Annotated in this window: 24 protein-coding genes; 3 read left to right on the forward strand and 21 right to left on the reverse strand. The window is 65.4% G+C overall.

What is annotated here, in order from left to right; translation table 11 throughout:
• Nucleotides 1–38 precede the first annotated feature (38 nt).
• On the forward strand, nucleotides 39–314 hold the full coding sequence (locus AC3FKG_RS15710) for a hypothetical protein (RefSeq protein ID WP_483708324.1): 276 nt from the start codon (nucleotides 39–41) through the stop codon (nucleotides 312–314).
• Between the two features lie 77 nt (nucleotides 315–391).
• Here AC3FKG_RS15710 and aceB read toward each other — a convergent pair whose 3' ends face one another.
• Nucleotides 392–1,978 (reverse strand): malate synthase A, encoded by a 1,587-nt coding sequence (gene aceB, locus AC3FKG_RS15715; protein ID WP_483708325.1) that lies wholly within the window; start codon nucleotides 1,976–1,978, stop codon nucleotides 392–394.
• 54 nt (nucleotides 1,979–2,032) lie between these two features.
• Nucleotides 2,033–2,734: a haloacid dehalogenase type II gene (locus tag AC3FKG_RS15720; RefSeq protein WP_483708326.1), complete on the reverse strand. Its 702-nt coding sequence runs from the start codon at nucleotides 2,732–2,734 to the stop codon at nucleotides 2,033–2,035.
• A gap of 251 nt (nucleotides 2,735–2,985) precedes the next feature.
• Here AC3FKG_RS15720 and AC3FKG_RS15725 point away from each other — a divergent pair, with 251 nt between their 5' ends.
• Nucleotides 2,986–3,936 (forward strand): LysR family transcriptional regulator, encoded by a 951-nt coding sequence (locus AC3FKG_RS15725; RefSeq protein ID WP_483708327.1) that lies wholly within the window; start codon nucleotides 2,986–2,988, stop codon nucleotides 3,934–3,936.
• A 187-nt stretch (nucleotides 3,937–4,123) separates the two neighbouring features.
• Nucleotides 4,124–4,558 (forward strand): universal stress protein, encoded by a 435-nt coding sequence (locus AC3FKG_RS15730; RefSeq protein ID WP_483708328.1) that lies wholly within the window; start codon nucleotides 4,124–4,126, stop codon nucleotides 4,556–4,558.
• A 92-nt stretch (nucleotides 4,559–4,650) separates the two neighbouring features.
• Here AC3FKG_RS15730 and loiP read toward each other — a convergent pair whose 3' ends face one another.
• From loiP to ssuD, 19 genes are all read right to left on the reverse strand, one after another.
• Nucleotides 4,651–5,403 carry a metalloprotease LoiP gene (loiP, locus tag AC3FKG_RS15735; protein WP_488743499.1) on the reverse strand — a complete coding sequence of 251 codons (753 nt, stop codon included), beginning with the start codon at nucleotides 5,401–5,403 and terminating at the stop codon, nucleotides 4,651–4,653.
• A 340-nt stretch (nucleotides 5,404–5,743) separates the two neighbouring features.
• The gene (gene aceA / locus AC3FKG_RS15740; protein ID WP_483708330.1) at nucleotides 5,744–7,039 is read right to left on the reverse strand and encodes an isocitrate lyase; all 1,296 of its coding nucleotides are present in this window, start codon (nucleotides 7,037–7,039) and stop codon (nucleotides 5,744–5,746) included.
• Between the two features lie 432 nt (nucleotides 7,040–7,471).
• Nucleotides 7,472–7,888, reverse strand: coding sequence for a gamma-glutamylcyclotransferase family protein (locus AC3FKG_RS15745; protein WP_488743500.1), 417 nt, complete (start codon nucleotides 7,886–7,888; stop codon nucleotides 7,472–7,474).
• A gap of 1 nt (nucleotide 7,889) precedes the next feature.
• Complete coding sequence (gene rraA / locus AC3FKG_RS15750) at nucleotides 7,890–8,387, reverse strand: ribonuclease E activity regulator RraA (RefSeq protein WP_488743501.1); 498 nt, start codon at nucleotides 8,385–8,387, stop codon at nucleotides 7,890–7,892.
• Between the two features lie 55 nt (nucleotides 8,388–8,442).
• On the reverse strand, nucleotides 8,443–10,173 hold the full coding sequence (locus tag AC3FKG_RS15755) for a thiamine pyrophosphate-binding protein (protein WP_488743502.1): 1,731 nt from the start codon (nucleotides 10,171–10,173) through the stop codon (nucleotides 8,443–8,445).
• Nucleotides 10,174–10,246: 73 nt separating this feature from the next.
• Nucleotides 10,247–11,509 carry an MFS transporter gene (locus AC3FKG_RS15760; protein WP_488743503.1) on the reverse strand — a complete coding sequence of 421 codons (1,263 nt, stop codon included), beginning with the start codon at nucleotides 11,507–11,509 and terminating at the stop codon, nucleotides 10,247–10,249.
• Nucleotides 11,510–11,665: 156 nt separating this feature from the next.
• Nucleotides 11,666–12,487, reverse strand: a complete 822-nt coding sequence (locus tag AC3FKG_RS15765) for a LytR/AlgR family response regulator transcription factor (protein WP_488743504.1) — start codon at nucleotides 12,485–12,487, stop codon at nucleotides 11,666–11,668.
• A 74-nt stretch (nucleotides 12,488–12,561) separates the two neighbouring features.
• Complete coding sequence (locus AC3FKG_RS15770; RefSeq protein ID WP_483708337.1) at nucleotides 12,562–13,728, reverse strand: sensor histidine kinase; 1,167 nt, start codon at nucleotides 13,726–13,728, stop codon at nucleotides 12,562–12,564.
• Between the two features lie 87 nt (nucleotides 13,729–13,815).
• On the reverse strand, nucleotides 13,816–13,998 hold the full coding sequence (locus AC3FKG_RS15775) for a LiaI-LiaF-like domain-containing protein (protein ID WP_488743505.1): 183 nt from the start codon (nucleotides 13,996–13,998) through the stop codon (nucleotides 13,816–13,818).
• Nucleotides 13,999–14,252: 254 nt separating this feature from the next.
• Nucleotides 14,253–15,200, reverse strand: coding sequence for a CysB family HTH-type transcriptional regulator (locus AC3FKG_RS15780; protein ID WP_483708339.1), 948 nt, complete (start codon nucleotides 15,198–15,200; stop codon nucleotides 14,253–14,255).
• 53 nt (nucleotides 15,201–15,253) lie between these two features.
• Nucleotides 15,254–16,333, reverse strand: a complete 1,080-nt coding sequence (locus AC3FKG_RS15785) for a sulfate/molybdate ABC transporter ATP-binding protein (protein ID WP_483708340.1) — start codon at nucleotides 16,331–16,333, stop codon at nucleotides 15,254–15,256.
• A complete protein-coding gene (cysW, locus tag AC3FKG_RS15790) occupies nucleotides 16,330–17,253 on the reverse strand; it encodes a sulfate ABC transporter permease subunit CysW (protein ID WP_488743506.1) in 924 nt (307 codons plus the stop codon). The genes AC3FKG_RS15785 and cysW overlap by 4 nt, the downstream gene beginning before the upstream one ends.
• A gap of 1 nt (nucleotide 17,254) precedes the next feature.
• Entirely contained in the window at nucleotides 17,255–18,211 is a 957-nt protein-coding gene (cysT, locus tag AC3FKG_RS15795; RefSeq protein WP_488743507.1) for a sulfate ABC transporter permease subunit CysT, read from the reverse strand.
• Nucleotides 18,212–18,349: 138 nt separating this feature from the next.
• Nucleotides 18,350–19,009 carry an RBBP9/YdeN family alpha/beta hydrolase gene (locus tag AC3FKG_RS15800; RefSeq protein ID WP_483708345.1) on the reverse strand — a complete coding sequence of 220 codons (660 nt, stop codon included), beginning with the start codon at nucleotides 19,007–19,009 and terminating at the stop codon, nucleotides 18,350–18,352.
• Complete coding sequence (locus AC3FKG_RS15805; protein ID WP_488743508.1) at nucleotides 19,006–19,848, reverse strand: EAL domain-containing protein; 843 nt, start codon at nucleotides 19,846–19,848, stop codon at nucleotides 19,006–19,008. The genes AC3FKG_RS15800 and AC3FKG_RS15805 overlap by 4 nt, the downstream gene beginning before the upstream one ends.
• Before the next feature lie 85 nt (nucleotides 19,849–19,933).
• Nucleotides 19,934–20,149: a TOBE domain-containing protein gene (locus tag AC3FKG_RS15810; RefSeq protein WP_011298135.1), complete on the reverse strand. Its 216-nt coding sequence runs from the start codon at nucleotides 20,147–20,149 to the stop codon at nucleotides 19,934–19,936.
• Nucleotides 20,150–20,215: 66 nt separating this feature from the next.
• Nucleotides 20,216–21,115 (reverse strand): ATP-binding cassette domain-containing protein, encoded by a 900-nt coding sequence (locus tag AC3FKG_RS15815; RefSeq protein WP_488743509.1) that lies wholly within the window; start codon nucleotides 21,113–21,115, stop codon nucleotides 20,216–20,218.
• A gap of 17 nt (nucleotides 21,116–21,132) precedes the next feature.
• Nucleotides 21,133–21,933 carry an aliphatic sulfonate ABC transporter permease SsuC gene (gene ssuC, locus AC3FKG_RS15820; RefSeq protein WP_483708348.1) on the reverse strand — a complete coding sequence of 267 codons (801 nt, stop codon included), beginning with the start codon at nucleotides 21,931–21,933 and terminating at the stop codon, nucleotides 21,133–21,135.
• 10 nt (nucleotides 21,934–21,943) lie between these two features.
• Nucleotides 21,944–23,107 (reverse strand): FMNH2-dependent alkanesulfonate monooxygenase, encoded by a 1,164-nt coding sequence (gene ssuD, locus AC3FKG_RS15825; protein WP_483708349.1) that lies wholly within the window; start codon nucleotides 23,105–23,107, stop codon nucleotides 21,944–21,946.
• Nucleotides 23,108–23,132: the final 25 nt, after the last annotated feature.

Consider the following 23,132-nt stretch of genomic DNA (forward strand, 5'->3'; position numbering starts at 1 on the left):
GATGCGGAACCCCTCTCACGATTAGGAGGAGGGGCGAAATGAAAGGCATGCGCTATAGCCGGCAGGAGCTGCAGGAGCTTCGGCGGCTCCTGCTGATGGAGCGGGACATATTGCCGCTGGATCAGCGCATTGCAACCTTGCGGAAAGAAATCCGCGTGCGCCTGCATCATTTGCGGGTGCTGAAATCGAAAGGCCACCCCACGCATCATTCGATGAGGGTTCTGCGCTTGCTGTGCCGAACGCTTGCCGTGCAACGCACCTACCGAAAGGCAATGCTGAGGACCATCGTGCCGGATTCGCACACGACCCGGTGAAAGCGCCGCGCGTTTCCAGGAACAAAAAACCCGCGGCGAACACCGCGGGTTTTTCACTTCATCGAGCCTTGTCTGTCTCAGACTTCTTCGTACAGCGGTAGCGTCAGGAACTCGGCGAAATCTTCCGACGTCGACATCTGCTCGAAGATCTCGGCAGCGCGATCATACGTCTTCGTCTCGCCGCCGACCTCGGCCTTCACCTTGGCCAGCTCTTCCGGGATCAGCGTGCGCACCAGTTCGGCGGTGACCTTGGTGCCGTCTTCCAGCTTGCCCTTGGGCGAGCGGATCCACTGCCACACCTGCGAACGCGAGATTTCGGCGGTGGCCGCATCTTCCATCAGGTTGTGGATCGGCACGCAGCCGTTGCCGGCCAGCCAGGCGCCCAGGTAGTGGATGCCGACGTTGATGTTCATGCGCAGGCCGGCTTCGGTAATCGGGGTTTCCGGCTGGAAGTCCAGCAGGTCCGAACCCTTCACGTTCACGTCCGGACGCTGCTTCTCGAACTGGTTGGGCTTGTCGCCCAGCACGTCCACGAATTCCTTCATGGCGGGCTCGACCAGGCCCGGGTGGGCCACCCAGCCGCCGTCGTAGCCGTCGGTGGCATCGCGCCGCTTGTCGCTGATGATGCCCTGCATGGCGACGGCGTTCTTCTCCGGATCGTTCTTGATCGGAATCAGTGCGCTCATGCCGCCCATGGCGGGCGCGCCGCGGTAGTGGCAGGTCTTCAGCAGCAGCAGCGCGTAGGCGCGCATGAACGGCGCGGTCATGGTGACCTTGGCGCGGTCGGCCAGGCAGAAGTTCTTGTCGTTCTTGAACTTCTTGATGCACGAGAAGATGTAGTCCCAGCGGCCGGCGTTCAGGCCAGCGCTGTGCTCGCGCAGTTCGTACAGGATTTCGTCCATCTCGAACGCGGCGAGGATGGTCTCGATCAGCACGGTGGCCTTGATGGTGCCTTGCGGCAGGCCGATTTCGTTCTGTGCCATCACGAAGATGTCGTTCCACAGGCGTGCTTCCAGATGGCTTTCCATCTTCGGCAGGTAGAAGAACGGGCCGTCGCCGCGGGCGATCTGCTCCTTGGCGTTATGGAACAGGAACAGCGCGAAGTCGAAGATGCCGCCCGAGACGCGCTTGCCGTCGATGGTGACGTGCTTTTCGTCGAGGTGCCAGCCGCGCGGACGCACCTGCAGCGTAGCGATCTTGTCGTTCAGCTTGTACTGCTTGCCCTTCGATTCCAGGGTCAGCGTGCGGCGCACGGCGGCCTTCAGGTTCACCTGCCCCTGCATCTGGTTGTGCCAGTTCGGGGTGTTGGAATCCTCGAAGTCGGTCATGTAGCTGTCAGCGCCCGAGTTGAAGGCGTTGATGACCATCTTGGCTTCGACCGGGCCGGTGATTTCCACGCGGCGGCATTCCAGGGCCTTGGGGATCGGCGCGACTTTCCAGTCGCCTTCGCGGATGTGCTTGGTTTCGGGCAGGAAGTCGGGGACTTCACCGGCGTCCAGGCGCTTGGCGCGCTCGACGCGGGCGGCCAGCAGTTCCTGGCGGCGCGGTTCAAAGGCGCGGTGGAGTTTGTCTACCAGCGCCAGGGCTTCCGGCGTGAGGATATCTTCGTAGGCCGGCAGGATCTCGCCGGTAATCTTCATGCCCGCGGGCAACGTGATAGCCATCAGTCTTCTCCTGTTAGTCGATAGCTGGTTAGAGAGTCGACCCCTCGTTGTCGTTCAGACGTCCACGCCCCTGGCGCGGACAAAATCGAGCAGGTCATTCATGTCGTGCCCGGTGCCGGAGGGCGCTACGTCGAGCCGCTCCGCCGGATGGCCGGCACGATTGATCCAGAACGTGGTGTAGCCGAACCAGGTGGCGCCGCAGGCATCCCAGCCGTTCGATGAGACGAAAAGGATCTCTTCGGCTGGCAGCTCGAATGCCTTCGGCCCGAGCGCATAGGCCTCCGGGGCGGTCTTGTACTGACGTACGGCGTCGACCGACAGCACATGGTCGAACAGGCCATGCATGCCCGCGCTCTTGACCGAGATATCGAGCATCTCGGCATTGCCGTTGGACAGGATGCCCAGCGGCAGTCCGGCGCGGCGCAGCCGTTTCAGCGCGCCCAGATTCTCGGGAAAGGCCGACAGGCATGCATATTCCTTGAGCAGCTGCGCCTCGGTCGCGTCGTCCAGCTTCACCTTCAACCGTTCCGCGGCATAGCGCAGCGAATCCACGGTCAGGGCCCAGAATGGCTTGTAGTACTTGCCATCGGGGCTCGCCATGGTGCGGACACGGGTGTAGTCGATCTGCCGTTCGCGCCACAGCAGCGCCAGGGCCTCGCCCTTGCCCGGGAACAGTTGCTCCGCGCGCGCCGTGACGGAATACACGTCGAACAGCGTGCCGTAGGCGTCGAAGACGACTGCGCGGATCTTGTTCATGGGGCGCTCTGGTTTCCTGGGTCAGGTCTTGCCGCAGGCTGTTGCGTGGGGCTGTACACCATTGAATGCATCGAATTGTAGGCAGACGCTGCAGTGCGGCAAAGTCGGCCCGGGTCACTTGATCTTTTACTTTTCGGCATCTAATCTTGGCTGACTTGTTCGACAATAAACACCAATTCCCTCTCATTCGCGCAAGATCGCCGTCCGCGGGCACGCCCGGGTGATCGCGCAGGCATCGCAAATAATCATTCGTGGACCATTTCAAACAACTGGAGACTTTTGTATCCGTGGCCTCGCGCGGCAGTCTGTCCGCTGCAGCTGCGGCGGAAGGCGTCGCGCCGGCCATCATCGGAAGGCGCATCGACGCGCTGGAAGAACGGCTGGGCGTCAAGCTGCTGATCCGCACGACCCGCAAGATCAGCCTGACCTTCGAGGGGTCCGCCTTTCTGGAAGACTGCCAGCGCATCCTGAACGACCTGCACAACGCCGAGGCCAGCGTTTCCGCGGGTGGCGTGAAGGCCAGCGGCCACCTGCGCGTCACGGCGCCAGCGGGCTATGGACGCAAGCATGTGGCGCCGCTGGTGCCGCTGTTCATTGAATCGCACCCGGATGTGACGATTACGCTGGATCTGTCCGACCGCGTGGTGGACCTGGTCAATGAAGGCTTCGATTGCGCGATCCGCCTGGGGGACCTGCCCGATTCCAGCCTCGTTTCCATCCGCCTGGCGGAAACCCGGCGTGTGGTGGTGGCATCACCCGACTATCTGTCGCGCGCGGGCACGCCAGCATTGCCTGAGGACCTGCAGCGTCACAACTGCCTGGCTTTCGGCGCCAGCGCCAACGTCCAGCGCGGCTGGGTCTTCCAGCAGGAAGGCCGAGCGGTTACGGTCAAGGTCGGCGGCACGATGGAATGCACCGACGGCGCCGTATTGCACGAATGGTGCCTGCAAGGCCACGGGCTGGCATGGCGGTCGTGGTGGGAGGTCGGCAACGAAATTGCAAGCGGCCGGCTGGTGACGGTGCTCGACGAGTTCCAGGCGCCCCCGATCGGCATCCACGCGGTGTTTCCGCAGCGCAAGCACCTGCCACTGCGGGTACGGCTGTTCATCGACCATCTGAAGAACACCTATGGCAACCCGGCCTACTGGCGCCGGACCGAACCCGCACCGGCGCACCCGGCAATGGCCGCCATGGCCAGCTAAAACGAGGCACGCGCGTGCGAGCGTGCGCTGTCGCACTTTGTTGCAATTGATATAGCGCAATGCCCTACTCGGCACACTGACTACAATGCAGTTCAGACAGGCGCTTTTCCGGTCGCAAGCCAAGGTCGTGTAAAGGTGGCAACCGGGCCTGCCCCTCCCCTCATCCCCCGCATGAAAGGAGTCCTGCATGTTCCAACACATTCTGCTTCCCACCGACGGTTCCGAACTCTCCAAGAAGGCAATCAACGGCGGATTGGAGCTGGCCAAGGCCATTGGCGCGCGCATCACCGCCTATGTCTGCCTTGAGGAGTATCCGTACACCCCGTTCAGCGAAATCGTGGTCGAGGCGCCGCAGGCCTTCAAGGACCGTATCGAAAACCAGGCCAAGCTGTACCTCAAGGAGGTGGAGGGTCTCGCCGCGGCTGCGGGCGTGACCTTCGACTCCGACATGTCGACGTTCGCGGTGCCCTATCTGGGCATCATCGACGCCGCGGAGCGCCACGGCTGCGACGTGATCTTCATGGCTTCGCACGGCCGGCGCGGCTTGTCCGGCCTGCTGCTGGGCTCCGAAACCCAGAAGGTGCTGACCCACACCGACATTCCGGTGATCGTATATCGCTGACCTCAGATCGTCGGCCGTGGGCCGCTGATCTCTGACCGGGCCGGGGAAATTTCCCGGCCCTTCCTCATTGGACGCTGGCTTACGCAGCGGGCTCAGGAACCCTTGCTGATGCGCTCCTGGATATGCTGAGCGCGTGCTTCCGAACCCGGATGCGAGGAGAACATGCTGGACTTGCCGCCATCGAGCTTGGCCAGTTTCTGGAACGCGGTTACCAGGCCGCTGGTGCCGGCCTTGTTCTTCGTCAGCAGGTCGAACGAGTAATCGTCGGCCGCCGATTCCTGCGATTGCGAGAACTGCGCGTTGATCAGCTTCTCGCCAAGCTCGCCCAGTTGCGACGACGACAGCGCGGCCACCGCACCGTTGCCGGCTGCTGCCGCCGCGCCGCGTGCGGCGGTCGCGGTGTAGGCCACCTGCATCGCCTTCTTGGTGTGGCCCAGCGCCACGTGGCCAAGCTCGTGGCCCAGCACGCCGCGCACCTCCTCATCGGTCATCATGTCCATCAGGCCGCTATACACGCGCACGCAGCCGTTGGCCATGGCCCAGGCGTTGACGTCCTTCGTCATGTAGACCTTGGCGTTGACGTTCGGCACGTCGGAGTTCTTCAGCCCGGCCATAACCTTCGCCAGACGCCGGCCATAGGTGCTGTTGGCTGCTGCGATCTTGTTGGTCTTGTCCGATTCGGTGCAAGCCTGGTCCGACAAGCTCCTGACGTCGGCGTCGCTGAGCGTAGCCGCCTTGGCCAGGCTCGAACCGGCAGCCATCATGTCGTCAAGGTTGGTGCCGGCACAGCCGGCCAGGGACGCGGCAGCCGTCGCTGCCAGGGCAATGTAGAGAGGTGCTTTCATGTTGTCGCGGAATCAACGCACGTCAGGCGTGCAAATGGAATGTGTTTTGGATGTGCATTGAATGTGTCATTCATTCAAGGCCACGGGGACTTTATTCCACTTTTGCGGCAGAGGGGACGAGCTGATACGCGATAACCACCAATTATGACAATTGATTACATTTGACTTGTTCCGTGCTGCAGCCCCCTTTTTAAAAAAAACCGCGCCGCCTCCTGAGAGAAACGGCGCGGTGCCTGAAAAAGAAGCGCGTGATGGTCGCACGCGCTTCCTGTGGTCTGCTGAACCAAGAGACTACTCGGTTCCCCCCGATCTATGTTTCAGCAAACGGTGGCCAGGAGAGTCAGGCCACTTTCTTGTCTTCGAAGAACTGCTCGTCTTCGGTCGATCCCTTCAGGGCGGTCGTCGACGACTGGCCGCCTTCGATGGTCTGGGTCACGGCGTCGAAGTAGCCGGTCCCGACTTCGCGCTGGTGCTTGACGGCGGTGAACCCCTTCTCGGCCGCCTTGAACTCGGCTTCCTGCAGTTCCACGAATGCGCTCATCTGGTTGCGGGCGTAGCCGTAGGCCAGGTTGAACATCGAGTAGTTCAGGGAGTGGAAGCCGGCCAGCGTGATGAACTGGAACTTGTAGCCCATGGCGCCCAGTTCCCTCTGGAACTTGGCGATGGTGGCATCGTCGAGATTCTTCTTCCAGTTGAACGATGGCGAGCAGTTGTAGGCCAGCATCTTGCCCGGGAACCTGGCGTGCACGGCGTCGGCAAATTTCTTGGCGAACTCGAGGTCCGGCTTACCGGTTTCACACCACACCAGGTCCGCCACTTCCGCGTAGGCCAGGGCGCGCGAAATCGACTGCTCCAGGCCGTTGCGGACGCGGTAGAAGCCCTCCACGGTCCGTTCGCCGGTGCAGAACGGCTTGTCATTTTCGTCCACGTCCGAGGTCAGCAGGTCAGCAGCTTCTGCGTCGGTACGGGCGATCACCAGGGTCGGCACGCCGGAAACATCGGCAGCCAGACGGGCCGCGGTCAGCTTGGCAACGGCTTCGCGGGTCGGGACCAGCACCTTGCCGCCCATATGCCCGCACTTCTTCACCGAGGCCAGCTGGTCTTCGAAGTGAACGCCGGCGGCGCCCGCTTCGATCATCGACTTCATCAATTCGAACGCGTTCAGCACGCCGCCGAAACCGGCCTCGGCGTCGGCCACGATCGGGGCAAAGAAATCGGTGTCGCCGCTGCCTTCGCTCCATTGGATCTGGTCAGCGCGCTGGAACGTATTGTTGATGCGCTTGACCACCTGCGGCACGGAATTGGCCGGGTAAAGCGATTGGTCTGGGTACATTTCGCCGGCCAGGTTGGCGTCGCCGGCGACTTGCCAGCCCGACAGGTAGATCGCCTTCAGGCCCGCCTTCACCTGCTGCATGGCCTGGTTGCCGGTCAACGCGCCGAGCGAGTTGACGAACGGCTCGGTCTGCAGCAGGTTCCACAGCTTTTCTGAACCGCGCCGGGCCAGCGTGTGCTCGACCTGGACGGAGCCGCGCAGGCGTACCACGTCTTCAGCAGTGAAATTGCGCCGGACGCCTTTCCAGCGGGGGTTGGTGTCCCAATCCTTCTGCAGTGCCTGGATCTGTTGTTCGCGGTTCATATCACTCTCCTAGCGACAAATTGGGGAATGGCAAAGAAAACTGGTGACGTGCGCCCCCTGTTCCGTTCTTCTGGCCGAGGGAAGCGTTTTTGCCGCCGCGCATGCTGTGTCTTATATAAGAGTTTAGAGAAGCATCCCGCGACGCAACAGCCTTGAATGCAGCTTGCATACTGCTTTTTTATTCAATTAAATCAAATAATTACATAATTTATTTCATAATACGAAACATGGTTTTTCATCATGAGAAATGACGTTGTGCTCTGCAAACTACGCAATTTTGCCGTTCAAAACATATTTCCACATTATGAAATTTGCGCAGAAAAAGGAACTTCGCATGGGCGCTGGGGCGGCACACCCGCGCGCGGACCGCTCGCCACAAAATAAAAAAGGCGCCACAGATGGGCGCCGTTTCGACTCAGTTACGAAGGGGTATCAGACCGCAGCGGTATCACGCGACTTGCGGTAAGCCACCCAGTCGCCGCCTTCAATCCGCGGCAGGCCCGCGACCGCAGCATCGGCCACGGGATACAGCAGGCAGGCCACCAGCTGGCCATCGTGCAGCACGGCGTGCTGTGCGCTGACGAACAGCGAGGACTGGCCGGGATAGATCTCCTCGATCTCGTCGAGCACCGGCACGAGCGCGTCGGGCACCTCATAGAGATCACCGACCACCGGGCCGGCCTGGGGATCGAGCACCAGGCCCGGATAGGTACCGAAGTCATAGAGCCGGCCTGCAATGGTCGCCGTGCCGAGCAGCGTGGGCCCGGCAATGCCGTGCTGGCGCGCCGCGGCGTTCAGGTCGTTGACCTCGCCGGCGCGCAGGGTGCCGTAGACAAAGACCCTGGTCATGTCAGGCACCGAGCTGTTCTTCGGACACCAGCACGCCGTCCGCATCGACGTAGATCCAGTTGCCCGGGCGCACCACGGCGCCCGGCATCTGCACCGCGATGTCACGCTCGCCGGCGCCGCGCTTCTGGCTCTTCTGCGGATGCGTGGCCAGCGCGCGGATGCCGATGTCGCAGACCTCCAGCTCGGCCGTATCGCGCACGCAGCCGTTGACGATGATGCCGACCCAGCCGTTCTTCTCGGCCAGCAACCCGAGGTTGCCCCCTACCAGCGCGCAGCGCATCGAGCCGCCGCCATCGACCACCAGCACGCGGCCCTGCCCCGGCGATTCCAGTGCCTCGCGCACGAGCGCATTGTCTTCAAAGACCTTCAGCGTGGCGGCCTGGCCGGCAAAGGCCAGTTGCTTGCCGAGCGCACGGAAACCCGGCGCCATGACGCGCAGCGTGCCGTCGGCCAGGCGCAGTTCGTTGGCATCGCACAGATCGGTGGTGGCATGTTTCATCGAAAACTCCTGCAAGGAAGAAAATCGGTACCGACGGAAGTCGGACAGTCGGGCCTTACGGCTTGCCGCTGGCCAGCGCCTGCGCGCGTATCGCGCTGAGCGTGGTGCGCGGCGTGATCACATCCGGATCCACCTGGATCTCGATCAGCGTGGACACCGGTGCGGCCAGCGCTTCGCGCAGCGCGAGTTCAAACGCCCCGGTCGTCGTCACCGTCGCGCCGCGCGCGCCATAGGCACGGGCCAGCGCGGCAAAGTCCGGGTTCTGCAGCGCCGTGCCCGATTCGTGGGCCGGGTACTCACGCTCCTGGTGCATGCGGATGGTCCCATACATGCCGTTATTGACGACGATGATGATCACCGGCGCGTTGTATTGCATGGCGGTGGCCAGTTCCTGCCCGTTCATCAGGAAACAGCCATCGCCCGCCAGCGCCACGACCGTGCGCTGCGGGAACGCAATCTTTGCGCCCACGGCAGCCGGCACGCCGTAGCCCATGGCGCCACTGGTCGGCGCAAGCTGGCCGCGGCCGCCCCCCGCGAACGGACGATAGTGGAAATAGCGGTGCAGCCAGCTGGCGTAATTGCCCGCGCCGTTGGTCACGACGGCATCCGCAGGCAGCAGGCGGTCGAGGGTGCGGATCACGTCGGCCATGTCGACGCCCTGCCCCGTATAGGCGGCAGGGGCCAGGTAACGTTCGTAGTCGGCATGCGCGTCGCGTGCCCAGCCCTGCCAGCGCGGCGGCGCCGCCGGCGACGGCAATGCCGCGAGGCGCGCGGCAATCGCCGGCATCGAGGCGTGGATCATCAGGTCCGCCTGGTAGACGCTGCCCAGCTCCTCCGCCCCGGCGTGGGCATGGATCAGTTGCTGCGCCGGCCGTGGCGCGCGGATCAGCGCATAGCCGCCCGTGGTCATCTCGCCAAGGCGCGGCCCGATTGCCAGCACGAGGTCCGCATTGCGGACGCGTTCGGCTAGGGCCGGGTTGATGCCGATGCCGACATCGCCGGCATAGTTCGGGTGCCGGTTGTCGAACAGGTCCTGGCCGCGGAACGCACAACCCACCGGCAGTGAAAAGCGTTCGGCGAACCGCTGGATCTGCACGCACGCTTCGGGCGTCCAGCCACTGCCTCCAAGCAGCAGGAACGGGCGCTCCGCCGCCGCGAGCCTGTCCGACAGGCGCTGCATATCGTCATCGCCTGGCCAGCTCAGTACGCGCTGGTAGGCCGCGAGCTGCGGCACGACCGCCTTCTGCGCCAGCATGTCTTCGGGCAAGGCCAGAACCACCGGGCCCGGCCGGCCCGAGGTGGCGGTCTGGTAGGCGCGCGCGATGTACTCGGGAATCCGTTCAACGCGGTCGATCTGCGCGACCCACTTGGCCATCTGGCCGAACATGCGGCGGTAGTCGATCTCCTGGAAGGCCTCGCGGTCCGCGAAGTCCTGGCCGACCTGGCCGATGAACAGGATCATCGGCGTCGAATCCTGGAAGGCAGTGTGCACGCCGATGCTGGCATTGGTCGCGCCCGGTCCGCGCGTGCAGAAGGCCAGCCCCGGGCGGCCCGTGAGCTTGCCATAGGCTTCGGCCATGACCGCCGCGCCGCCTTCCTGGCGGCAGATGACAAAGCGCATCTGGTCGCGCCGGCGGTGAAAGCCGTCGAGCACCGCCAGGTAGCTCTCGCCGGGCACGCCGAAGGCCAGCTCGGCACCGTGCGCCAGCAGCGCGTCGACCAGGATATGGCCGCCGCACATTGGTTCAGGCTGCGCGGTGCCGGCGGAAACAGGCTTGGATGACATGAAGGGTCCTCGGAGAAACGCGGGAGCGCCGGCGTGGCCGGCGCGCGGGAATGCGACGCCGCGGCAGCCCGGCCTAGACGGCAGGCGCCTGTGCCGCGGCGCCGCGGCGTGAACGGTTGCCGTTGCCGACCGTCACCGCGGTGAAGATCGACAGCAGCTGGAAGCCGCCGATCATGAAGAACACCCAGTTGGGCAAGTGTGCGTCCATCAGCGCGCCGAAGAACAGCGGCCCGCTGGCCAGGCCGATGTCCAGGCCCGAATAGACCACGCCGTACACGCGCCCCGTGGCACCGGCAGGGGCCGCCGCACGCACAAGCAGGTCCCGCGAAGGGCCGGCCGTACCCGCCCCGAAGCCGATCACGCCGAGCAGCGCCGGCACCAGCAGGCCCGGCGCGACGTTCAGGCCTACCAGGATGGCCATCAGCCCCGACACGGTGAAGCTCAGCGCGATCAGGCGGTCATGGTTGCTGGTGCGGCTGGCGGCAAACCCGCCGACCAGCATGCCGCCGGCGCTGCATAGCATGTAGATGGTGTAGGACGCGGTGGCCAGCGTGAACGGAATGCCGTAGAGCTGCGTGAGCGCGGTCGGTGCGAAGCTCTGGATGCCGGCCGCCGAGAACGTGGTCAGCAGGAAGAAGGCCCAGCACACCCACACCTGCGGCAACTTCAGGAAGCCAAGCAGGCTGCCACCGGCGCCGGCCTGCGCGGCCCTGGGACGGCCCACCGCACTGCCAAGCTCGCGCGGGTCGAGCACGTGGCGCAGGACCAGCAGCACCGCCAGCACGCCGAACGCCACGATCGACGCGGCAGCCAGTGCCACGCGCCACGTGGCCAGGTTGGCAATGGTCACGAGGAACACCGGTGCGGCCGCCCAGCCGAGGTTGCCGGAGATGCCGTGCACCGAGAACGCGTGGCCCAGCCGGGGCTGCGACACGTGCTTGTTCAGCAGCGTGAAATCGGCCGGATGGAATACGCCGTTGCCCAGCCCCGCCACGCCGGCCCCGAGCAGCAGCGCGGCATACCCGGAGCTGGCCGACAGCAGCAAGGCGGCCGAGCCCAGGAACGCCAGCCCGGCAAACAAGACCGGCCGCGCCCCGACGCGGTCGACCACGAAACCCGAAGCCGTCTGCACCACCGCCGACACCGCGAAGAAGACCGTCATCAGCAGGCCAAGCTCGGCATAGCTCAGGCCGAACTCCGCCTTGATCCACGGAAACAGCGGTGCCAGCAGCAGGTGATAGAAGTGGGAGACGCCATGCGCCAGCCCGACCAGGCCGATCACCTGGGCATCATGGCGAAGCGGATTGCGGCTGGGATCGAGAGCGGCGGTAGTCATGGCGGCGGATTCGCGGGATGGAGCCAGCTGGGCGGGCAGACGCGCCGCACGCCTGTCCCCGAGGGCAGGCAACTGCGCGTACCGAAGCTCGCATCATAGAGGAAAACCGCAACCGGCTGCATACCGGTGCAGCGCGCGCCGCAATGTCCGCGGCCGCTACATCTGCTTGAACAGGTACGCGTATTGCCTGGCCACGGGCAGCGCTTCCGGCCGGTCGCGCAAGCGCAGCGACACGCGCCCCAGCGACTGCGTGACCGCGCTGGCCACGCATGCGATATTGACCACCGTGCCGCGGTGGATCTGCCAGAAACGCTCCGGATCGAGCTGCTGTGTCAGTTCGCGCAGGCTGGTGCGGATCAGCGCTTCACCGCCGGCGGAGACCACGTTGACATACTTGTCGGTGGCTTCCAGGTAGATCACCTCGTCGACCGGGATGATGCGCACCTCCTGCCCGACCAGCGCGCGGATAAAGCGCAGGTAGTTGCCCTGCGGCTCCGGCGCGCCGCGCGCGCCCAGGGCCGGGTGTTCCAGCGCTTCGAGGCGATGGAGCAGTTGGGCGAGCTGGCCGTTGTCGATCGGGGCCGTTGGCTCGGCATCGGCAAGGGCCGCCGCCAGGCGCGCCTTCAGGCGCGCGACGGTCGCCTCCAGCCGCTCGTGCTGCACGGGCTTGAGCACGTAGTCGACGGCGGCACGCTCGAATGCCTCCAGCGCGAACTGGTCGTAGGCGGTAACGAATACCACCAGCGGCGGCACATCGAAGTCGACCAGCTCGCGCGCCACATCCATGCCGCTCATGCCGGGCATGCGGATGTCGAGGAACACCACGGTGGGCTGGTACTGGCGCGCCGCATCGAGCGCCGACACGCCGTCATGGACTACGCCGGCGATCCTGGCTTCGGGCCACAGCACCGCCAGCTCGGATTCCAGCACGCGGGCCAGCAAAGGTTCGTCATCGGCAATCAGCAGGGTTGGGGTCATGGCGGAGATCAGGGGGCGTGACCAGCGTCAGTAGGCAGAATGAGCGGGCATTGGACGGTGCCCGACTCGAATGATCAAGGGCGCGGCATGGCCGGCGTTACGCCGGCAGGCGTGGCCGGCACCGCGGCGTGCACCGGCGGCGGCACCGGCAACTCGGTGTGCCGGGTCAGCGGCAGCGTCAGCCGCACCACCACGCCGCGCGGCGTGTTTTCTTCCATCTGCATGCTGGCCGCCGCACCGAAAATACGCGCCAGCCGTTCGCGCACATGGGTCAGGCCCAGTCCCGAGCCCTTGCCCGAGCCATGGCCAAACCCGACGCCGGTATCGGCAATGATGACTTGCACCGCATCGTCCCCGGCCGCGCGCGCCGACAGCGTGATATGGCCGCCGCGCATGCAGGGCTCGATGCCATGCGTCACCGCGTTCTCCACCAGCGGCTGGATCAGCATGGGCGGGATCTCCACGCCGTCCAGCGCGGGCGGCAGGTCGATGTCATAGCCCAGCCGCGTGCCGAAGCGCATGCCCTGGATATCCAGGTAGCTGCGCAGCAGCTCGAACTCCTGGCGCAGCGTGCACTGTTCCGCGCGCGTATGCAGCAGCGAGGTGCGCAGAAACCCGATCAGCCGCTGCAGCAGCTTGCGCGCCGTGCGCGGGTCGGTAGCGATCAGCCCGTCGAGGTTGGCCAGCGAATTGAACAGGAAATGCGGCTCGATCTGCGCCTGCAGCGCCATCAGCTGCGCGCGTACGAGCTGCTTCTCTGCCTCCTCGCGCTGCAGGGCGTCCAGAGCGGCCTGGCGCTCCAGGTAAGCGAGCTTTTCGCGCGACCAGTAGAAGTAGATCATGCTCGCCGACGCCAGCATGCCCACCACCAGGCACATGCGCAGCATGTCCCCGGTTTCGGCGGAAAGCTTTGGCGGCAAGTCCAGCACCTCGCGCGTGGCCCAGCTGCCCAGGACCACGCCCATGGGCACGGCGGCGGCGGCCAGGATCAGGAATGGCCAGCGCCGCGGGCGTTCATTCCACCAGATCAGCACGCGCGGGATATCGATCAGCAGCCAGATCGACAAGCCAATCAGGTGGCTATAGACGAAGTTGTGCCACAACGTGCCGCCGGTCTGGAAGCCATAGTTCAGGCTGACGGCGATCACCGTGTTCATGCATAGCACGAACAGCAGGTCGCGTCCAAGCATGGTCAGCCGCGAAGGATGGGCGGAGGAAAGACAGCGGTCCATGGCATTCATGTTAGCGCGGCCTGTGCCGGGTGCAATGCGGGAGGGTCCGGATGCGGGCGGTCAACGCGCATCGCGGTCGTCGGGCAGTCGACGGGATCAGCACCGCAGCGCAAGTCGGCGTGCCAGCAGGACCACGCCCGCCACCATCAGCAGCACGGGCCACCAGTCGTGGGCGAACTGCGCGGGCAGCATGCCGCGGTGTTGCAGCAGGAGTACGCCCCCAGCCAGGGTCAGGATCAACGGGACAAACACGCCCCGGCCGTTGCGGCCAGCTTTCATGGTCTCTCTCCTTCGTCGATGGGATCGCGCGCAATATCTGTTGCGCTGCGGCATGGACCGGAGAGACGGCTTCCCCGGCATGTGCAGGCACTTTACGACGCTTGTGGGCCAGAAGGAAAGCGTCTTGCGACGAATGGCGGGCGCGCGGCGCGAACCGCGCGGTGGCCGGATGGACTGCGGCGTGCGCAGCAGCCCGCACAGCAGCGGGCCAGCGCCGTGGCCCGTGTGGCGATTGGTGCAGCCTGGCGCGGGTCTCAGGCTGCCAGCGCCTGCTGCGTGTCGGCTTCGCCCAGTGCGCTGCTGACGGTGTCGCGCGACAGGTGCGGCGCGAACATATTGATGAAGGCGTGCGCGTAGCCGCGCAGGTAGGCGCCTCGGCGCAACGCCACGCTGGTGGTATTGGAGGCGAACAGGTGGTCCGCGGAAATCCGCACCAGGCCGGTGTCCTTGCGCTCGTCATAGGCCATCGACGCGATAATGCCCACGCCCAGTTCCAGCTCCGCATAGGTCTTGATCACGTCGGCGTCCAGCGCGGTCAGCACAATCTCTGGCTGCAGGCCAGCCTCGGCAAAGGCGCCGTCGATCTTGCGCCGTCCGGTAAAGCCAGCGTCGTACGTGATGAGCGGGAAGCCGGCCACGTCCTCCAGCGTCGGTTCGGGCAGGCGTGTCAGCGGATGATCCGGCGACACCACCAGCACGTGCTGCCAGGTGTAGGCGTCGAACGAGGTCAGTCCGGACTCGGTGGCCAGCGCCTCGGTCGCAATGCCGATGTCGGCTTGCCCGGTCAGCAGCAGTTCGACGATATGCGTGGGCGACGCTTCCTGCAGCGCCAGCGTGACGTGCGGATAGGCGCGGCGGAACGACTGCACCACGCGGGGCAAGGCGTAGCGCGCCTGCGTGTGGGTCGTGGCGACCGTCAGGCGACCGGTATGGCGGCCAGCAAATTCGTCGCCAGCCTGGCGCAGGTTCTCCGCCTCGAGCAGCAGGCGCTCGACAATGCGCACGATCTCGCGGCCCGGTTCGGTCAGCCCGGTCAGGCGCTTGCCGTAGCGCTCGAAAATCTCCACACCGAGTTCTTCCTCCAGTTCGCGGATCTGGCGCGATACCCCCGGCTGCGAGGTGTAGAGCGCGTTGGCGACCTCGGTCAGGTTGAACTGGCGGCGCACCGCCTCGCGGATGGATCGGAGTTGCTGGAAATTCATTGCCCTGCCCCTTGTCGGCTTGTTGCCGCGCCGTTGCCGCGCGCGTTCGATTGTTATGGTGTCGGCTGGTTGAAGACGCGCAGCTGGCGCGGCCGTACCGCAAGCAGCTCGCCTTCGCGGAAGCCCGCGTGGCGGTAGCGCTCCAGCGGCAGGGCCACCTCGATCACGTCCTGGTTGTCCTCGCGCTCGAGTTCGAGCTGGGCGACCGGGCCCAGCGTCAGCGCGCGGCGCAGCGTGACGGCGATGCCGTCGGTGCCCGGCGCATAGCGCTCGAGATCGAGGTCGTGCGGGCGCACATAGGCCACCGCATCGCCGGCGGTCTCGTGGCCGCTGCCCACCACCGGCAGCACCGCTTCGCCGGTGTGCAGCAGGCCGCCGCTCTCGCCCACTTCCAGGCGGCCGTGGAACAGGTTGACGTTGCCGAGGAAGCCGAACACGAACGGCGTGGCCGGATGGTTGTAGACCGCTTCAGGCGAGCCAAACTGTTCGACATGGCCACGGTTCATCAGCACCACCTGGTCGGCCACTTCCAGCGCTTCTTCCTGGTCGTGCGTGACGAACACACTGGTAACGTGCAGATCGTCATGCAAGCGCCGCAGCCAGCGGCGCAGTTCCTTGCGCACCTTGGCGTCGAGCGCGCCGAATGGCTCATCGAGCAAGAGCACGCGCGGCTCCACCGCCAGCGCGCGGGCCAGTGCGATACGCTGGCGCTGGCCGCCAGACAGCTGCGCGGGATAGCGGTCGGCCAGCCAGTCGAGCTGCACCAGTTCCAGCAGCGACTTCACCTTCTCGCGGATCTGCGCCTCGCTCGGGCGTTCGGCGCGCGGCTTCACGCGCAGGCCGAAGGCCACGTTCTCGAACACGCTCATATGCTTGAACAAGGCATAGTGCTGGAACACGAAGCCCACCTGACGCTGGCGCACATGCTGCTGCGAGGCATCTCGCCCGGCCAGTACGATCTGGCCCGCGTCGGCACGCTCCAGGCCCGCGATGATGCGCAGCAGCGTGGTCTTGCCGCAGCCTGATGGCCCGAGGAGCGCAGTCAGCTCGCCCTCTTCGAAGTCCAGCGAGACGTTGTCCAGCGCGACAAAATCCCCAAAGCGCTTCTCTACGTTCTTGACCTTAATGCTCATGATGCCTGTCCTTGCAAAGCGGCCAATGGGACTTCCGCGGCAGCGTCTTCGTTTTCCTTGCGGGCGCTAAGTTCCACCAGCGTCTTGATGCCCAGCGTGACCAGGGCCAGCAGCGTCAGCAGCGATGCCACCGCGAATGCCGCCGCGAAGTTGTACTCGTTGTAGAGGATCTCGACATGCAGCGGCATGGTATTGGTCAGCCCGCGGATATGGCCCGACACCACCGACACCGCGCCGAACTCCCCCATCGCCCGCGCATTGCACAGGATCACGCCGTACAGCAGGCCCCAGCGGATATTGGGCAGCGTGATATGCCTGAACGTCTGCCAGCCCGATGCGCCCAGCACGATGGCCGCTTCTTCCTCTTCGCTGCCCTGCGCCTGCATCAGTGGAATCAGCTCGCGCGCCACGAACGGGAAGGTCACGAAGATGGTGGCCAGCACGATGCCCGGCACCGCAAACATGATCTTGATGTCATGCGTCTCGAGCCACGGCCCGAACCAGCCTTGCGCGCCGAACAGCAGCACATAGACCAGGCCCGAAATCACCGGCGACACCGAGAACGGCAGGTCGATCAGCGTGATCAGCAGGTTCTTCCCGGGAAACTCGAACTTGGCGATGGCCCACGCCGCCGCCACGCCGAACACCAGGTTCAGCGGCACGGCGATCGCGGCCACCGTCAGCGTGAGCTGGATCGCGGACAAGGCATCCGGCTCGACCAGCGCTTCCCAGTAGGTCTGCACGCCCTTGCGCAGCGCCTCGTAGAAGACCGAAGCGAGCGGCACGAACAGGAACAGCGCGAGGAACAGCACCGCCACGGTGATCAGCGTGTAACGCACCCACGGCGCTTCGTTGGTCGCGTCAAATTTATGGTGGGCCGTGCCCTGCCGCCCGAGGCGGCCCGAAACTGCGCCGGCCATGTCAGTGTTCCTTGCCCGTGGCGGGCGCTTCGAGTGCCAGGCCGTCGCGCGCGCCAGACTGGTGGCGGCGGGTCCAGGCCTGCAGCAGGTTGATCAGCAGCAGCAGCGCGAAGGAAATCACCAGCATCACCACGGCCACCGCGGTAGCGCCCGCGTAGTCGTATTGCTCGAGCTTGGAATAGATCATCAGCGGCGCGATTTCCGAGACCATCGGCATGTTGCCGGAGATGAACACCACCGAGCCGTACTCGCCAGTGGCCCGCGCGAACGACAGCGCAAAGCCCGTCAACAGCGCCGGCAGGATGGCAGGCAGAATCACGCGCCCGAAGGTCTGCAGGCGCGTGGCCCCGAGGCTGGCAGCGGCCTCTTCCAGTTCCTGTTCGACGTCTTCCAGCACCGGCTGCACCGTGCGCACGACGAACGGCAGGCCGATGAACGTCAGCGCGACCACCACGCCCAGTGGGCTGAAGGCGACCTTGATGCCGAGCGGCTCCAGGTAGCGGCCGATCCAGCCATTGCCCGCGAACAGTGCCGTTAGCGCGATACCCGCCACCGCGGTAGGCAGTGCGAACGGCAGGTCCACCAGCGCATCGATCAGGCGCTTGCCGGGAAAGCGGTAGCGCACCAGCACCCACGCCACCGCCAGCCCGAAGACCGTATTGATGATTGCCGCGATCAGCGACGCGCCAAAGCTCAGCTGGTAGGAAGCCACCACGCGCGGCGCCGTCACCGTGGTCCAGAAGCCATCCCACGTCATCGTGAACGTCTTCAGGAATACCGCCGACAGCGGAATCAGGACGATCAGCGTCAGATAGAAGATCGTGAAGCCCAGCGACAGTCCAAAGCCGGGCAGCACGGTGAAGCGCTGGCGGCCGTTGCGTCCCGGCGCACTGCGGGTGGCGCCCGATTCTGGCGCGGCCGGGGATGGCGTCTCCGCCAGGGAAATGGAGGGTGGCATGTGGTCTCGTCTGTGGTGGGCCCCTCGCCAGACGGGCCTCACTTATGAAACCGGCGCATAAAGCGCCGGCCTACGAGACAAATTCTGCAGATTCGTCCTTATAAACAGAACGAATCTTTACGAATTTTCTTAGACGAATTAGATATAAGGAACCGCGGAAGCCACTTCTACGCCTGCTTCCCACGGGCCAGCCTGGTCTCCCGTGGCTTCTGCGCTACCTTCGAATCCAATGCGCTGCACCAACGTGCCGAGCAGGGCCAGCCCTTCGCCCCACTCGCCCAAGCCGGAATCGGCATTGATGTGACCCAGGCTGCCCGCATCGATCAGCTCGCTGCCCCACAGCGTGCCCCAGCTGAAGGCCGTGCGTTGTGGCATCCATGGATCATTGCGGCTCGCCACCAGGATCGTCGGGAACGGCAGCCGGTAGGTAGGCAGCAGGTGGGCGACGCCGAACTTGTCCGGGTCGGCCGGCGCCACCAGCAGCGCGCCCGCAATCCAGGCCGGATCCAGCGCCGCCTGCCGCAGCGTCGCCAGACAGCCGAAGCTGTGCGCGACCAGGACGGCGCCGCGTGCCGCCACGCGCTGCGCGCGCATCACGCCCTCCGACACGCGTTCGGCCCACAGCGGCAGGCTGGGACGCGACCAGTCATGCTGTTCCACGCGCTGCCAGTCGGGAAAGCGCTGCTCCCAGCGGCTCTGCCAGTGGCCGGGGCCGCTGCCATGCAAGCCCGGCACGGTCAGCACCTGCAGATGCCGGGGGATGTCCAGCCGGGGAACCGGCTTACTGCGATCCGTCATACCACCTCCTCGCTCAATGTCCGCGCGTCACGCAGGTTTGCGGGCGTTACCAGTCCACCGGCAAATACCCCCTGCCCCAGTCCGATGCCGGCCGCCTGCAGGCGCTCCACGCTCAGCGCGTCCTGCAGCCGCCGGCCGATCAGCGTCACGCCGGAACTGGCCGCGCTCGCGCGCAGTCCGGCGAGTTGGCGATCGGTCCAGGTGCGGCGCATGTCGAGCTTGAGCCAGTCCGGCACCGCATGCGCCATCAGCGCGCCGGCCTCGGCCGGGTCGGAGGCCTGCAGGCTCACGGCAAAGCCATTGCGGCGATAATTTCCCACCACGTGAAGCAGCAGCGGCAGGTCATCATTGGCACTGGCCGGCACCTGGATCACGAATCGCTCCAGCGGCAGTCCGAGCGACTGCAGCGCGCGCCGGAACGCGGCGCCGTGGTCATCCGCCACCGCGGCCAGCAAGCGGTTGTGCACATTGAGCACGAGCTTGTGCGAACCTTCGGCCGCAAAGTAATTGATCGCATGCAGCAGGCGCGACAGCCGGTCCAGCGACACCAGCGTCGTGTCATCGGCCGCCATGGCAAACAGCTTCCACGCGGCCAGGCCCATGCCATCCTCCGCATAGGTATGGACTGCGCCTTCGTGTGCCACGACCTCGCGGTCGGCCAGCGTCACCAGCGGCTCGAACGCGCTGGTCAGCGAACAGTTGAAGAACTGGCCCTGCACCTGGCCGCGCGCATCGCGCCACAGCTGGCGGTCGGCCAGCGGCTGCCGCGGCAGCGTGTCAAGGTAGCGCTCGAGAGCGCTGGACCTGGCTTCGGGTGCATTCGCGCCTGCGATGGCCATGCTTCTGTTTCCTTTCGCGCCTCCCGGCACGGGGATTTCGTTTGATGTTCACGCTGCGGGCCGTGCGCACATGGCCCGCGGCAACTTACAGCTTGGCAATGGATACCTCGGTCGCCTTGACCAACGCAACGACTTCACTGCCCAGCGTCAGGCCGAGGTCGCGAATCGAGCGCGTGGTAATGACCGAGGTAACGATGCCGGCCGGCGTTTCCACATCCACTTCGGAAACCACCGGACCTTCGATGATGGCGGCGACCTTGCCGCGAAACTGGTTGCGTACGTTGATGGCCTGAATGCTCATGATAGAAGCTCCTTTGGTGAAGGCGTATGAAGATTGTGTAATGACGATGTGCGGGTTTCGGATGCGTTACACCGCGAAGCGCACCGACTCCACCGTGCGTACCAGCGACCAGTCCGCCGTGGGTTCCTGCTCCACCTGCGGTGGCGAGCCGACGGACGGGGTGTGCTGCATGACTCGACGCAGCACACGCTCTTCCAACTGCGCGAACGCTGCCGAACCGTGCTGCCGTGGCCTGGCAAGCGCGACGGGTTCATCCATCGCAATGTGGCCGTCCTCGATCAGCACGATGCGGTCCGCCAGTGCCACGGCCTCGGACACATCGTGCGTCACCAGCAGCGCGGTAAAGCCGAGCCGGCCCCACAGCGATTCGATCAGCCCCTGCATCTCGATGCGCGTGAGCGCATCCAGCGCGCCGAGCGGCTCGTCAAGCAGCAGCAACCGCGGGTGATGCACGAGCGCGCGCGCCAGGGCAACACGCTGGCGCTGGCCGCCGGAAAGCCGTGCCGGCCATGCTTCCGCGCGATCCGCCAGGCCGACCTGCGCCAGCACCGCCGCTGCCTCTTCGCGACGCTCGCGCGGCAGGCCCAGCGCGACGTTTTCCAGCACGCGCTTCCACGGCAGCAGGCGCGCGTCCTGGAACATCACGCGGATGTCCTGCTGCCGCGCGCGGGCCGGTTGCGCATCGAGCGTGATGGTGCCTTCGTCCGTGGCTTCCAGCCCGGCAACGAGCCGCAGCAAGGTGCTCTTGCCGCAGCCGCTGCGCCCGACGATGGCGACGAACTCCCCCGGTGCCGCGCTCAGCGCGATACGGTGCAGCACCGCGCGCCCGTCATAGCGCTTGATCACCTGATGCACGTGCAGCGCCACACCGCCGCCGGGCGCATCAGCCTGGCGCGCCCGGCGCACTTCCTTCAGATTTGCATCGGCATACGCGAGCGCGGCCTGTTCTACCGGATTGCTTTGCATGTCAGTTCTCCCTTGCTTCAGGCGGCTTGATAACCCGGATGCCAGCGCAGCCAGAAGCGCTCCAGCCCGCGCGACATCACATCGGCCAGCTTGCCGAGCAGCGCATAGAGCAGGATGCCGACCAGCACCACATCGGTCTGCAGGAACTCGCGCGCGTTCATGGTCATGTAGCCGATGCCCGACTGCGCGGAGATAGTCTCGGCCACGATCAGGATCACCCACATCAGGCCCAGCGAGAATCGCACGCCAACCAGGATGCTGGGCAGCGCGCCGGGCAGGATCACCTCGCGATAAAGCGACCAGCCCGACAGCCCATAGCTGCGCGCCATTTCGACCAGCCCCGGATCGACGGAGCGGATGCCGTGGAACGTATTCAGGTACACCGGAAAGAACACACCCAGCGCAACCAGGAACAGCTTGGCGGTCTCGTCGATGCCGAACCAGAGGATCACCAGCGGGATCAGCGCCAGCGTCGGGATGTTGCGGATCATCTGCAGCGTGCTGTCGAGCAGCGTGGCAGCGCTGCGGAACGTGCCGGTCAGCAGTCCGAGCAGCAAACCCAGGCCACCGCCCACGGCAAGGCCCACAGCGGCGCGCCACGTGCTGACCCAGACATGAGTCCACAGATCACCGGAACGGGCCAGCTCCCACGCAGCACGCACCACGGCCAATGGCGCGGGCAGCACGCGTGTGGACAACCAGCCGAACTCCGATGCGGCCTGCCAGGCGACGAACAGCAGCGCCGGCACTACCCATGGCGCCAGCGTGCGCGCCACGGTGCGCCATTCGCGGCGCGATGCGATCAAGGAAGCAGACATGGCGATCTCCTCAGCTTTGCGAAGCGCGCGGCACGATGCCGGTCGCCATGACTTCACCGAACGGCCCCGACAGCACCTGGCCCGGCAACTTGCTACGCACCGAACGCGGCAGCAGCGGGAACACCAGTTCCGCGAAACGGTAGGCCTCTTCCAGATGCGGATAGCCGGACAGCACGAAGGTGTCGATGCCCAGTTCCGCGTATTCGCCCATGCGCTCCGCTACCTGTTGCGGATCGCCGACGAGCGCCGTGCCCGCGCCACCACGCACCAGGCCCACGCCGGCCCACAGGTTCGGACCGATTTCCAGTGCCTCGCGCGTGCGCTTGCCGCCGCCGGCATGCAAGGCGGCCATGCGGCGCTGGCCCTCCGAATCCATCTTTGCGAACACCGCCTGCGCGCGCGCCACGGTGTCGTCGTCGAGGCGGCTAATCAGATCGTCGGCCGCGGCCCAGGCGGCGGCTTCGGTCTCGCGCACGATCACGTGCAGGCGGATGCCGAACTTCACCGTGCGGCCGTGGCGTGCCGCGTGCCTGCGCACATCGGCGAGTTTCTGCGCGACCTCCGCCGGCGGCTCGCCCCAGGTCAGGTAGGTATCGACTTGTTCACCCGCGAGTTCGTGCGCGGCTGCGGAAGAACCACCGAAGTACACCGGAGGATGCGGCCGTTGCAACGGCGGGTACAGCACGCGCGCGCCCTTCACCTTGAGATGACTTCCTTCAAAGCTGATCTCGCCACTGTCGTGGCTTGCCGCCAGCACGTCACGCCAGATGCGGATGAATTCGGCCGAGGCCTCATAGCGCGCAGCGTGATCGAGGAACAAACCGTCGCCCTCCAGCTCGGCCACGTCACCGCCCGTCACCAGATTCACCAGCAGACGGCCATTCGAGATGCGGTCGAACGTGGCGGCCATGCGCGCGGCCAGCGTCGGCGTCATCAATCCCGGGCGCACGGCCACGAGAAAACGCAGGCGCTGTGTCACGGCAGCCAGCGCAGAAGCCACTACCCACGGATCTTCGCAAGAGCGGCCGGTAGGAATCAGCACGCCTTCATAGCCAAGCGTATCGGCGGCGACGGCTACCTGCTTCAGATAGTCGATGCCGACCTCACGCGCACCTTCGGATGTGCCCAGGTAGCGGCTGTCGCCGTGTGTCGGGATAAACCAGAAAACTTGCATGTCGGAACCTCGTTATCGTTGTGGC

Source organism: Cupriavidus sp. 22TCCZM04-2 (genome assembly GCF_057798895.1).

What these genes read in the sequence shown, in the direction of transcription:
- AC3FKG_RS15710 (WP_483708324.1), top strand. Translation starts at nt 39, where the DNA reads ATGAAAGGCATGCGCTATAGCCGGCAGGAGCTGCAGGAGCTTCGGCGG.
- aceB (WP_483708325.1), bottom strand. Translation starts at nt 1,978, where the DNA reads ATGGCTATCACGTTGCCCGCGGGCATGAAGATTACCGGCGAGATCCTG.
- AC3FKG_RS15720 (WP_483708326.1), bottom strand. Translation starts at nt 2,734, where the DNA reads ATGAACAAGATCCGCGCAGTCGTCTTCGACGCCTACGGCACGCTGTTC.
- AC3FKG_RS15730 (WP_483708328.1), top strand. Translation starts at nt 4,124, where the DNA reads ATGTTCCAACACATTCTGCTTCCCACCGACGGTTCCGAACTCTCCAAG.
- loiP (WP_488743499.1), bottom strand. Translation starts at nt 5,403, where the DNA reads ATGAAAGCACCTCTCTACATTGCCCTGGCAGCGACGGCTGCCGCGTCC.
- aceA (WP_483708330.1), bottom strand. Translation starts at nt 7,039, where the DNA reads ATGAACCGCGAACAACAGATCCAGGCACTGCAGAAGGATTGGGACACC.
- AC3FKG_RS15745 (WP_488743500.1), bottom strand. Translation starts at nt 7,888, where the DNA reads ATGACCAGGGTCTTTGTCTACGGCACCCTGCGCGCCGGCGAGGTCAAC.
- rraA (WP_488743501.1), bottom strand. Translation starts at nt 8,387, where the DNA reads ATGAAACATGCCACCACCGATCTGTGCGATGCCAACGAACTGCGCCTG.
- AC3FKG_RS15755 (WP_488743502.1), bottom strand. Translation starts at nt 10,173, where the DNA reads ATGTCATCCAAGCCTGTTTCCGCCGGCACCGCGCAGCCTGAACCAATG.
- AC3FKG_RS15760 (WP_488743503.1), bottom strand. Translation starts at nt 11,509, where the DNA reads ATGACTACCGCCGCTCTCGATCCCAGCCGCAATCCGCTTCGCCATGAT.
- AC3FKG_RS15765 (WP_488743504.1), bottom strand. Translation starts at nt 12,487, where the DNA reads ATGACCCCAACCCTGCTGATTGCCGATGACGAACCTTTGCTGGCCCGC.
- AC3FKG_RS15770 (WP_483708337.1), bottom strand. Translation starts at nt 13,728, where the DNA reads ATGAATGCCATGGACCGCTGTCTTTCCTCCGCCCATCCTTCGCGGCTG.
- AC3FKG_RS15775 (WP_488743505.1), bottom strand. Translation starts at nt 13,998, where the DNA reads ATGAAAGCTGGCCGCAACGGCCGGGGCGTGTTTGTCCCGTTGATCCTG.
- AC3FKG_RS15780 (WP_483708339.1), bottom strand. Translation starts at nt 15,200, where the DNA reads ATGAATTTCCAGCAACTCCGATCCATCCGCGAGGCGGTGCGCCGCCAG.
- AC3FKG_RS15785 (WP_483708340.1), bottom strand. Translation starts at nt 16,333, where the DNA reads ATGAGCATTAAGGTCAAGAACGTAGAGAAGCGCTTTGGGGATTTTGTC.
- cysW (WP_488743506.1), bottom strand. Translation starts at nt 17,253, where the DNA reads ATGGCCGGCGCAGTTTCGGGCCGCCTCGGGCGGCAGGGCACGGCCCAC.
- cysT (WP_488743507.1), bottom strand. Translation starts at nt 18,211, where the DNA reads ATGCCACCCTCCATTTCCCTGGCGGAGACGCCATCCCCGGCCGCGCCA.
- AC3FKG_RS15800 (WP_483708345.1), bottom strand. Translation starts at nt 19,009, where the DNA reads ATGACGGATCGCAGTAAGCCGGTTCCCCGGCTGGACATCCCCCGGCAT.
- AC3FKG_RS15805 (WP_488743508.1), bottom strand. Translation starts at nt 19,848, where the DNA reads ATGGCCATCGCAGGCGCGAATGCACCCGAAGCCAGGTCCAGCGCTCTC.
- AC3FKG_RS15810 (WP_011298135.1), bottom strand. Translation starts at nt 20,149, where the DNA reads ATGAGCATTCAGGCCATCAACGTACGCAACCAGTTTCGCGGCAAGGTC.
- AC3FKG_RS15815 (WP_488743509.1), bottom strand. Translation starts at nt 21,115, where the DNA reads ATGCAAAGCAATCCGGTAGAACAGGCCGCGCTCGCGTATGCCGATGCA.
- ssuC (WP_483708348.1), bottom strand. Translation starts at nt 21,933, where the DNA reads ATGTCTGCTTCCTTGATCGCATCGCGCCGCGAATGGCGCACCGTGGCG.
- ssuD (WP_483708349.1), bottom strand. Translation starts at nt 23,107, where the DNA reads ATGCAAGTTTTCTGGTTTATCCCGACACACGGCGACAGCCGCTACCTG.